This window comes from Caballeronia sp. LZ029, from assembly GCF_031451275.1.
Classification (GTDB): Bacteria; Pseudomonadota; Gammaproteobacteria; order Burkholderiales; family Burkholderiaceae; genus Caballeronia; species Caballeronia jiangsuensis.
This window is the reverse complement of the sequence record NZ_JARUXO010000004.1, coordinates 1,391,690-1,402,167: the sequence shown is the minus strand read 5'-3', so window position 1 is coordinate 1,402,167 and position 10,478 is coordinate 1,391,690. Positions and strand designations below refer to the sequence as shown.

The 10,478-nt window shown below is 58.3% G+C and carries 7 protein-coding genes and 1 pseudogene; 7 read left to right on the top strand and 1 reads right to left on the bottom strand.

Annotation, left to right across the window (positions count from 1 at the left end):
• Positions 1-378: 378 nt before the first annotated feature.
• Positions 379-512, top strand: a pseudogene (locus QCE73_RS32425) (2-hydroxy-6-oxo-6-phenylhexa-2,4-dienoate hydrolase); the annotation flags it as partial.
• Positions 513-835: 323 nt separating this feature from the next.
• On the opposite strand, the gene QCE73_RS32420 reads toward QCE73_RS32425, so the two are convergent.
• A complete protein-coding gene (locus QCE73_RS32420) occupies positions 836-1,729 on the bottom strand; it encodes a LysR family transcriptional regulator (protein WP_309885094.1) in 894 nt (297 codons plus the stop codon).
• Between the two features lie 106 nt (positions 1,730-1,835).
• Here QCE73_RS32420 and mdlC point away from each other — a divergent pair, with 106 nt between their 5' ends.
• The 6 genes from mdlC (at position 1,836) to iaaH (ending at position 10,308) form a co-directional block, all read left to right on the top strand.
• On the top strand, positions 1,836-3,413 hold the full coding sequence (mdlC, locus tag QCE73_RS32415; RefSeq protein ID WP_309885093.1) for a benzoylformate decarboxylase: 1,578 nt from the start codon (positions 1,836-1,838) through the stop codon (positions 3,411-3,413).
• Between the two features lie 19 nt (positions 3,414-3,432).
• Positions 3,433-4,605, top strand: a complete 1,173-nt coding sequence (locus tag QCE73_RS32410; protein WP_309885092.1) for an alpha-hydroxy-acid oxidizing protein — start codon at positions 3,433-3,435, stop codon at positions 4,603-4,605.
• A gap of 12 nt (positions 4,606-4,617) precedes the next feature.
• Complete coding sequence (locus tag QCE73_RS32405; RefSeq protein ID WP_035509117.1) at positions 4,618-5,697, top strand: enolase C-terminal domain-like protein; 1,080 nt, start codon at positions 4,618-4,620, stop codon at positions 5,695-5,697.
• Between the two features lie 95 nt (positions 5,698-5,792).
• The gene (locus tag QCE73_RS32400; protein WP_035509115.1) at positions 5,793-7,139 is read left to right on the top strand and encodes an aromatic acid/H+ symport family MFS transporter; all 1,347 of its coding nucleotides are present in this window, start codon (positions 5,793-5,795) and stop codon (positions 7,137-7,139) included.
• 40 nt (positions 7,140-7,179) lie between these two features.
• A complete protein-coding gene (locus tag QCE73_RS32395; RefSeq protein WP_309885091.1) occupies positions 7,180-8,643 on the top strand; it encodes a benzaldehyde dehydrogenase in 1,464 nt (487 codons plus the stop codon).
• 93 nt (positions 8,644-8,736) lie between these two features.
• Complete coding sequence (iaaH, locus tag QCE73_RS32390) at positions 8,737-10,308, top strand: indoleacetamide hydrolase (protein WP_075583950.1); 1,572 nt, start codon at positions 8,737-8,739, stop codon at positions 10,306-10,308.
• Positions 10,309-10,478 lie beyond the last annotated feature (170 nt).

The window sequence follows — 10,478 nt, the reverse complement described above, 5'->3', positions numbered from 1 at the left end:
CCGGTGGCTCATCGTCTACGGCGACTGCGCCGCCCTTCGACTCCTCACCACCGGCCAAAACGATCGTCAACGACCGGCCAAAACAATTGTCGCTGCCCACATCGCGGTTTCCCTCGGTTCGATGGGCTGATTACTGCAAATCGCGTGCCGTCAAAGCGGCGGGCGAAGCCGCTGACCGCGCTATGGGGTATATCGCCGCCATTTCGTCGACAACACAAAGCGTCAAGTTGACCAAAGCCCATAGCGCACGTCGCGCACATGGCCCGGCACGTGTAGTGCTACTCTTCCCGCCGCCCGCAAGTCGCCGGTCGACGACTCGCTCAGCTGGTTACGTCAGGCAAATAAGCCCGCCGTCTTGGAGAAGGTCACGGTCGCTCGCTCGACGTTGTCTTGCGCCTCGTATGGGGCCTGCCTAATCCTGACCTGCACGCTTCAGCCGCCGCGGTCACTGGGCGCAATGGGAGCACGCGAACAAGTTCAATCGAATGGTGTCCCATTTCTTCGCGCGTTGATTGTCCTGCGCGCTTTTCATCGCTCTCAGCGTGAGTGCGTGGTTGTCGATTTTTAGCCCCAAATGCAGTTGAGGTATGCCATTTGCCAATGAATCCACTGGTCAACGGCGACCGCGCTCTGACCATATTTCAGCAAGTACCGCGACCCAGCCACGCTGACCGAATGCTATGCATTTCAGAACCACGCCCTCGAATTCCAAGGAATTCGAGGGGTTCATGAGATGCAGAATGCACGCGGCGATGCGCGTCAGCAATTCTTAGGTTTCTATTAACGAGACCTCAGAGGGGCTTATACCGTTGCGTGTTCGACGCTCCTCTTTTGGTCAAACCTGGCTCAAAGTCCGTTTGATGGTGTCGCAGAACCACTGCTGAGCGCCTGAGTCCTCTGCATGCGGATACCAGTACAGATTGACTTCGAAAGGCTGTATCTGGAATGGTAACGGCAAGACCTTCAGGCGCCCATCGCTCGAGAACGCTTTAGCGACTCGCGTAGGCAGCGTGAGCACGAGGTCCGTCGTTGCAATCGCCGAGAAAAGGCTGGTGAAGTGTGGAACCCGTAAGACAATCTTGCGCTTAAGGCCCATCTCGCTGAGCACGTCCTCGACAAGGTGATGACCCGTGAACGGCGCCACCACAACGTGGTTAGCCGCCACAAACTCTTCCAGCGTCAGGGAGTCGCCGATGTTCGGATGCGATGCGCTTAACAGGCAGGAGTAGCTCTCGCTGAACAAAGTCGCCTTTCTTGCTTCCCCCCCGACAAATTGCAGATTTCCCACGACGGCGTCTACATAGCCGGTCTGCAGCCAGTCAGCAACGAGGTTGCTGTCAATCTGAACGATTTCCAGGCCGACCGCAGGCGCGATGGCCTGGAACTCGCGAACCAGAAAAGGAAGGAAATACAGTTCGCCCAAGTCGGACAGCGCAAGCCTAAAGGTGCGTTCCGACTTTGAGGGGTCGAACTGACGGGTCGCGGCTATCGAGGACTCGATGCTATTCAGCGCGGCTTTGAACGAGCTGAACAGCTGCGTTGCATTGAAGGTCGGGACCATTCCGTCTCGACTCCGAGTGAAGAGAGGGTCGTGAAGGAGGTCCCGCAGGCGATTCAGCGAATAACTGACTGAAGGTTGCGTGATGTTCAACCGCTTCGCTGCGCCGCTAACGCTCTGCGTCTCATAAATTGCGACGAACGTTCGAATTAAATTCAGGTCGATGCTCATGGTTACCACCTATATAGATGGTGTCTATTTTAAGAACAAAAAAAAGATGATTGGTCATATCCACTTCGCGCTCATAGCATAGGTTCATCGAGACGGAATTGATGCCATGAAGACCATTCACCAAGCGTGCTACGAAATCCTCCGCAACCAAGGCCTGACAACGTTCTTCGGGAACCCAGGCTCGAACGAGTTGCCGTTCCTAAAAGATTTCCCTAGCGACTTTAACTACATCCTCGGCTTGCACGAAGGTGCAGTCGTAGGAATAGCAGACGGGTACGCCCAAGCCACTGGCCGGCCGACTCTGGTAAACCTGCATTCGGCGGCAGGCACCGGCAACGCGATGGGCGCGCTTGCGAATGCATGGAACTCCCACTCGCCGCTGGTCGTAACGGCAGGTCAGCAAGTTCGCGCCATGGTCGGCGTCGAAGCCCTTCTGGCAAACGTCGACGCCGCTTCGCTGCCAAGGCCGCTGGTCAAGTGGAGTACCGAGCCGTCCTGCGCGCAAGAGGTACCCCTGGCGTTGAGTCGTGCGATTCATACGGCTGGCACCGGTGCGAAGGGGCCGGTCTACCTCTCGGTCCCGTATGACGACTGGAAACAAGAAGCGGCTCCGGGCGTCGACTACCTCGCGACCCGTCGCGTTGAGATGGCAGGTGTGCCTTCGCCGGCAACTCTTCAAAACCTTGCACGTCAGCTTGAGCAGGCGAAGAACCCAGCGATGATTGTCGGGCCGGACGTTGACGCCGCCGAAGCTAATAGCCTCGCGGTGGCGCTTGCTGAAAAGCTCGCCATGCCGGTCTGGATGGCTCCGTCGGCGCCGCGCTGTTCTTTCCCGACGACCCATGCTTGCTTCCGTGGCTTGCTGCCAGCAGGCATCGCGAGCATCAGCCGACTGCTTGAGGGTCATGACCTGGTGCTCGTGGTGGGCGCGCCTGTGTTCCGCTATCACCAATACGAACCTGGTGAGTTCCTGCCCCAAGGCACACGTCTCATCGCAATCACATGCGACATCAACGAGGCAACCCGCGCTCCGATGGGCGATGCAATCATTGCGGAAATTGCACCAACCCTTGAAGCACTGAACAACTCGGTCACGAAGACGTCTCGTCCGATGCCAGCAGCTCTTCGCCGGCCGGAACCGGCGCCTGCCGAAGCGGGACGTTTGGCTCCGGAGCGGGTGTTCGACATCCTCGACGAAATGGCACCGCGCGACGCAATCTACGTGAACGAGTCGACGTCGACGACAAACATCCTCTGGCAGCGCCTGCGCATGACGGAACAAGGCAGCTACTACTTCGCCGCCGCGGGCGGTCTTGGCTTCGCTCTCCCGGCGGCGGTCGGTATCCAGTTGGCAAAGCCCGAGCGTCGCGTGATTGGCGTGATTGGCGATGGCTCTGCAAACTATGGCATCCAGGCTTTGTGGACGGCTGCCCAATACAACGTCCCGACCATCTTCATCATCATGAAGAACGGCACGTACGGTGCGTTGCGCTGGTTCGCCGGCGTCCTCCAAGCTGAGAACGTACCGGGGCTGGACGTGCCTGGACTGGACTTCTGCGCGCTCGCGCGTGGCTATGGCGTCGAGGCGCTCCACGCAGATTCGGCTGAGTCGCTCACTTCTGCACTTCGACAAGCACTTGCTGGAAACAAGCCTGTGCTTATCGAGGTTGAGACTCGCGCTTAACGCGCAGAGGTAGCATGTCATGAGAAAGCTCGTGAACGTCGCGGATTATCGCACTAGCGCCAAGGCCCGGCTGCCCAAGATGGTGTTCGACTATCTCGAAGGCGGAGCCGAAGACGAGATTGGACTTCGTTACAACCAGGACGCTTTCAAAAGAATCAAGTTTCAACCCCGCCGTCTTGTTGACGTCAGTTCTCGCAGCACGCAGGTGAGCATCCTCGGTAAGACGGCGAGCGCTCCGCTCGTTATCGCACCGACTGGGCTGAATGGCATTCTTTGGCCGCAGGGCGACCTTGCCCTCGCGCGAGCTGCCGGCAAGTTCGGAATTCCTTTCACATTGTCGACCGCATCGACCGCTTCAATCGAAGAAGTGGCAAAAGCGGCCACCGGCGAAATCTGGTTTCAGTTGTATGTGGTTCATAGGAAGCTCGCCGAGTTGCTCGTGAAGCGAGCTCTGAATGCGGGTTACACGACGCTCATTCTGACCACCGATGTGGGTGTGAATGGCAAGCGTGAACGTGACTTGAGAAATGGCTTTGGGATGCCCATGAAGTATTCGGCGAAGACCATTCTTGATGGCGTGCTGCATCCGCGTTGGTCGCTGGACCTAGTCACTCACGGCATGCCCCAGCTGGCGAACTTTGCAAGCCAGGACGTGCAAGACACCGAGCTGCAAGCGGCGCTGATGAGCCGGCAGATGGACGCAAGCTTCGCATGGAACGACCTGAAGTGGCTTCGCGACCAGTGGCCTCACAAGCTGCTCATTAAGGGCATCAGCCGCGCTGATGACGCGCGTCGATGCATTGAGCTCGGGGCGGACGGTGTGATTTTGTCCAATCACGGTGGCCGGCAACTGGATAGTGCAATCGCACCAGTTGAAGTTCTGCAGGAAACCGCGAAGACCATTTCTGCTCCAGTTTTCATTGATAGCGGTATTCGCCGGGGTTCTGATGTTGTCAAAGCCGTTGCGTTGGGTGCAAATGCCGTCCTTTTAGGACGTGCAACGCTGTACGGGCTTGCATCGGGTGGTGAAGCTGGTGTGGAGGCAGTCCTCTCGCTCCTCAAGGGCGAAATCGACACGACACTGGCGCAAGTCGGCTGCCCGACGGCTAGCCAGTTGAACTCTGATTTCTTATGGAACGGCGGTCAGTGCAAAGTCGATGACTTGAGCACCGCTGACTCCATATCTGCTTAGAAGGTTGTCGTCATGGAAGATATTCAAATCACTGGCCTGCGTGCACGGGCCGTCAATGTGCCGCTTCAGTACCCGGTTAAGACGGCCGTCGGCACTGTCGCCACATCCCCACTCGTATTGATTGACCTGCTCACGAACGCGAATGTCACGGGACATGCGTATGTGTTCACCTACACGCCTTTGGCACTGAAGCCCACCTTGCAGATGGTCGAGGAACTCGGCGAGTTGGTGAAGGGTATGCCGCTGTCTCCGCACGATATCGACCGTATGTTCAATGGGCGTTTCCGCCTCATTGGCAACACCGGCATCGTGCGTATCGCTACGGCAGGCATTGACATGGCCGTGTGGGACGCGAAGGCCAAGGCCCATCAGTTACCGCTTGTCGAGTTGCTCGGCGGGAAAGCTCGGCCGCTACCTTCGTACGACAGCCACAGCATGGACGACGTAGAACTGGGTACGAAGCGCGCGCGTGATGCCGTGGAAGCTGGTTTCAAGGCCGTCAAGACCAAAATCGGATACGCGACGCTCGAATACGACTTGAAAGTCGTGCGCGCGCTGAAAGCAGTGACAGGTGAAGCCGCGCAGTTGATGGTCGACTACAACCAGGGCCTGTCGGTACCGGAGGCGAAGCGTCGTGGCCGAGCCTTGGAAGCTGAAGGCATATCTTGGATTGAAGAGCCGACGCTGCAGCAAGATTATGCAGGCCACGCGTCAATCCGCGAGTCGCTGAATATTCCGATTCAAATGGGTGAGAACTGGTTCGGCCCTGACGAGATGCAAAAAGCCGTTGACAGTGGCGCATGCGACTTTTGCATGCCGGACCTCATGAAAATCGGGGGTGTGACTGGGTGGATGAAAGCGAGCGCCATCGCAGAGCAGCATAGCCTTCCGATGTCGAGCCACATCTTCCAGGAATTTAGCGCGCACGTCCTCGCAGTGAGCCCTACCGCCCATCTGCTCGAGAAGATGGACATGGCGGGGCCCATCCTCCAGCCTGACCTCCATTTCAAGGACGGTCAGGCACATTTCGGCAACGAGGCTGGTGCCGGAATTAACTGGAACGAGGACGCCGTAAGCCGATTCTTAGTTTAGAAAGAGACCTTTCCTTCCCGCAACGTAGGCCAAATTTTATATTTCGTAATACTAAATAAAGCCGCAAAGAGCTTAATACTCATTTGGAGACAAAGATGGACCATTCCGCCCACGCCGGTGACGCGTTGTTCAACACGCGCCTTAACTCTCGCCATCTCATGGTGATGTTCTGGTGTTCAATGCTGATGCTGTTTGACGGTTACGACCTCGTGATTTACGGGTCAATCCTTCCTCAACTGATGCATGACTGGCAGCTCTCGCCAGTCACCGCAGGGTTCATCGGCAGTAGTGCGCTGTTTGGGATGATGGTGGGCGCGCTGACTCTCGGCAGCTCTTCGGACAGATTTGGCCGCCGACGCATCATTCTCCTTTCCCTTGTGCTCTTCGGGATTGCAGCTTTTGGTAACGCTTTCTGCACCAATACGACCGAGTTCGCGCTCTGTCGTTTCATGACCGGCCTCGGTCTTGGAGCCATGGTGCCGAACATCGTGGCACTGGTGACGGAAATGTCTCCTCACAGCAAGCGCAACATCATGGTTACCATCATGTTGAGCTTCTTTTCCGTCGGCGGCGTTATCGCCGCTCTCACCGGAAAAGCAATCACACCGGAGTTCGGATGGCGCGCGAACTTTCTTATCGCTGGTATCCCGCTGCTGTTTTTCCCGGTCTTCTACAAATGGCTCCCCGAGTCAATCAGCTACCTTGTTGCCCATAAGCGCTTCGCGCAAGTCGAGCCCGTCCTTCGCAAGTATGCCCCGGACTTTCAAGGCACTGCAGCAAGCTTGGCAGCAGGCGAAGAGGATGTCGAAAAGGCGCGCGTGCGTGCAGTCGAACTGTTTTCCCACGGACGACTGTTGGACACCCTGTTTCTTTGGGTCGCGTTCGGCATGTGCATGCTGATGGTCTATGGGCTTAACACGTGGTTGCCGAAGCTCATGGCGGCGAACGGCTACTCCCTGGGGTCGAGCCTCTCGTTCCTGATTACTTTGAACGTCGGCGCAGTTATCGGTGGGCTGTGCAGTGGTTGGCTGGCGGACCGCTACGGCGGCAAGCCGACGTTGATTCTGTTTTTTGTGGTCGCGGCCGTTTCCATCGGGTTGTTGGGCTACAAGCAGTCGCCAATCGTCGTGAATGTCCTGCTAATGGCCGCCGGCGCCACGACTATCGGAACGCTGTGTATCGCTCATGCATTCGCTGCTCAGCTCTACCCGGCCGGTATCCGTTCGACCGGTGTGGGTTGGGCCGCAGCTGCAGGACGCTTTGGTGCTATGGCCGGTCCGGCTCTCGGCGGGTATCTCCTGAGCCAAAAATTCCCCATCAGCTTCAGCTTCCTCGTCTTTGCTGTGCCCGGAGTCGTTGCAGCAATCGCAGTTTTATTGATTTCCAGCCGCCGAGTGCGGGCTGAGAACCCGCTGCACACGCTCGCATCACATGCGAAGTGAGCCCACAGGTAAAGCATCAAATGCATTACGGAGAAATAGCATGAGCAATTTTGGCGAGTCGCAAGTATGGAACGGACGCATCTTTTCCGACGGATGGAAGACTGCGGTGGGCGGAACTCAGTCCGTCGTCGAACCGGCGACCGGCGAGAGCATCGGATTGATTGGCGTCGGTTCGCCCGAAGACATCGACAACGCGGTTGTTTCTGCAACGAAGGCGCAGGAAGTGTGGGCGGCGATGCCGTTCGACCAGCGTGCGGGCATCATGCGCGAGGCAGCGCGCCTCTTGAACGAACGCGCACCGGAAATCAACGAATGGAACGTTCGTGAGTGCGGTTCGACGCGTCCGAAAGCTGAATGGGAACTTCACGCCACGTACGAGCAGTTGCACATGGCTGCTGCGATTCCCATGCAGCCTGAGGGCGCGCTTTATCCGTCTTCTATTCCGGGTCGCATGAATATCTGCCGCCACGTACCGGTGGGTGTTGTCGGTGTCATCGCACCTTGGAATTTCCCGATTCTTCTCGGGATGCGCTCTGTTGGGCCCGCTCTCGCGCTCGGCAATGCTGTCGTCCTTAAGCCTGACCCGCAGAGTGGCGTCGCCGGAGGCCTTTTGCTTGCCAAAGTCTTCGAGGATGCGGGCTTGCCTGCGGGCGTCCTGCACGTAATCCCGGGTGGTCCGGGTGCAGGCGACGCGCTCGTGCGTCACCCAAAGGTGGGCATGATTTCGTTCACGGGCTCGACAGCAGTGGGTCGCTCTATCGGCGAAATCTGCGGCCGCATGCTGAAGAAGGTCGCGCTCGAACTCGGTGGCAACAACGCTATCGTCGTTCTGGAAGATGCGGACATCGAGGCGGCAACTTCGAGCGGCGCATGGGGCTCGTTCCTGCATCAGGGCCAAATCTGTATGCAGACGGGCCGGCACCTCGTGCATCGTTCTATCGCCGAGAAGTACGCACAGCGGCTCGCCGAGCGTGCTCGCAACCTAGCGGTTGGGAACCCTGCCAAGGAGCAGGTACATCTGGGGCCGCTGATTAACCAGAAGCAGCGTGACCGAATCGACAACATCGTACAAACGAGCGTGAGCGAAGGGGCGACCGTTCTGGCTGGCGGGTCTTATAGCGGCCTCTTCTACGAGCCGACAGTCCTGGCAGGTGTCAAACCCGGAATGCCCGCTTACGAACAGGAAATATTCGGACCCGTGGCACCTATCACCGTCTTCGATAACGACGAAGAAGCGGTGGAACTTGTCAACTCATCCGAGTACGGGCTAGCCGCCGCCATTCACACGCAATCGATGTCGCGTGGCCTCGCAATCTCGTCGCGTATCCGTGCCGGGATGGTCCACGTCAACGACCAAACGGTGAACAACGAATTCCACGTTCCGTTTGGCGGGATGGGCGCGTCCGGCAATGGTGGACGCTTCGGCGGACCGGCAAACGTGCACGAGTTCACCCAAACGCAATGGGTCAGCCTCACCGACAAGCCCATCCAATACCCGTTCTAAACCCGCTTGTGAAGCATGGCAACCCGCCCGGACCTCGACGCCTGAGGCGGGACAAACAACACAGCTTGAAAGCTGTAGACTTGGAGACGGTCAATGAAGAAGTCCACATCGATGAGCCGGCGTACCTTCGTCGCCCGCGTGGGTTCGCTCGCTTTAGCACCTGCCGTCGGGGCGGGCTTCTCGGCATGCGGTGGAGGAAGCGACTCGTCGCCCCCCTTGTCGACCGACCAATCACAGCAGTTGTCATTGACGGCAACGCAAGCCGTCTCTGCGATGGCATCCGGCCAGCTTTCTGCTGAGACGTATGTCCGTACATTGCTGGGAAGGGCCAGTTCCCTGTCCAACCTTCACGCTTTTATCACGCTCAATCAAGGTGCAATCGCCTCTGCACGCGCGGTCGATGCCGCACGTGCTGCTGGGCAAAAGCTGCCGCCATTGGCCGGCCTGCCAATCGTCGTCAAAGACAACATCAACACAAAGAATCTTCCGACGACCGGCGGCACGCCGCGTTTGCAAAACTTCCAGCCGAATAACGACGCGGTCGTTCTGCAACGGCTACTGGCTGCGGGCGCTATCGTGCTCGGCAAAGCCAACATGCATGAACTCGCGTTCGGCATCACGACCACGAACTTCTCACCATTTGCTGGGTTCGCGCGAAATCCCTATGACACGAATCGGATGGTTGGCGGCTCTTCGGGTGGAACCGGCGTCGCAATCGCCGCCAGAATGGCGCCAGTAGGTTTGGGCACAGATACGGGCGGCTCTGTCCGTATCCCTGCAGCATTGAACGGAATCGCGGGACTGCGGCCCTCCGTTGGCAACGGCGGTACGGAGCGTCGTTATGACGGGACGGGGGTGATTCCGCTGAGCCATACTCGTGACACAGTGGGCCCAATGGGCCGAACCCTCGAAGACGTCGCGCTTCTCGACGCTGTCATCACCGGCACCGACGTGCCGGCGGCGACTTCGCTGAGCGGATTGCGATTCGGTATCCCGGCGACGTACTGGGACGTTGTGGACAACGAGGTGCTGCAAATAATGAATGCAGCAAAAGCGAAACTTCAGGCTGCTGGCGTGACCTTCGTCTCTGTCGACCTGCCCACCATTCGCGACTTGGGTGCGAAGGTTGGTTTCACCGTGGTGTTCCACGAAGCCTCCCTCGAGATTCCCAGTTACCTCGCAGCCAGTGGTGGCAGCGACATCACGCTCGCCCAAATCTCCGCAGCGATTGCCAGTCCTGACGTCAAAGGCGGATTCGCGAACGTCGGTTCCGCTGAATCGGCAGCAGCATACCCGGACGCTGTGAACGTTTACCGTCCTCAGATGCGTTCATTGTTTGATGCATATTTCGCTTCGAACCAAATTGACGCCATCTTCGCGCCGATGACACCCTTGCCCGCTGTGCCCATCGACCCCGTAAACGGGTCGTCGACTGTCAGCGTCAATGGCGGGCCTCCGGTCGACGAGTTCGGCACCTTTATCAGAAATGCCGACCCTGGCAGCATCACTGGCATACCGGGTGTCACGGTTCCCGCTGGACGCACCGCCTCAGGCCTCCCTGTCGGATTGGCCCTGGACGGTCCCGTTGGAAGCGATAAGAGACTGCTCTCCATCGGCATGGCCGTCGAGAAGTTGCTCGGCGTCTTGCCGGCACCAAACGTCTAAATTCCCGTCCTTGGGATGAGGACCCCATTGCGACGAGGCCCGCCCTCGTCGTGATGCACGATGCATTTCTACCGCCGGCGAAACGCGTAGCGGCTAGTCACGCAAGCGACGCTGAGCTTAATGAACCTTCCCTGATTGGACTTTGGGAAGGCGGCTCGCGGGTACTCCTG

Coding starts and splice junctions, on each gene's coding strand:
- iaaH (WP_075583950.1), top strand. CDS start 8,737: ATGAAGAAGTCCACATCGATGAGCCGGCGTACCTTCGTCGCCCGCGTG.
- QCE73_RS32410 (WP_309885092.1), top strand. CDS start 3,433: ATGAGAAAGCTCGTGAACGTCGCGGATTATCGCACTAGCGCCAAGGCC.
- QCE73_RS32395 (WP_309885091.1), top strand. CDS start 7,180: ATGAGCAATTTTGGCGAGTCGCAAGTATGGAACGGACGCATCTTTTCC.
- QCE73_RS32400 (WP_035509115.1), top strand. CDS start 5,793: ATGGACCATTCCGCCCACGCCGGTGACGCGTTGTTCAACACGCGCCTT.
- QCE73_RS32405 (WP_035509117.1), top strand. CDS start 4,618: ATGGAAGATATTCAAATCACTGGCCTGCGTGCACGGGCCGTCAATGTG.
- QCE73_RS32420 (WP_309885094.1), bottom strand. CDS start 1,729: ATGAGCATCGACCTGAATTTAATTCGAACGTTCGTCGCAATTTATGAG.
- mdlC (WP_309885093.1), top strand. CDS start 1,836: ATGAAGACCATTCACCAAGCGTGCTACGAAATCCTCCGCAACCAAGGC.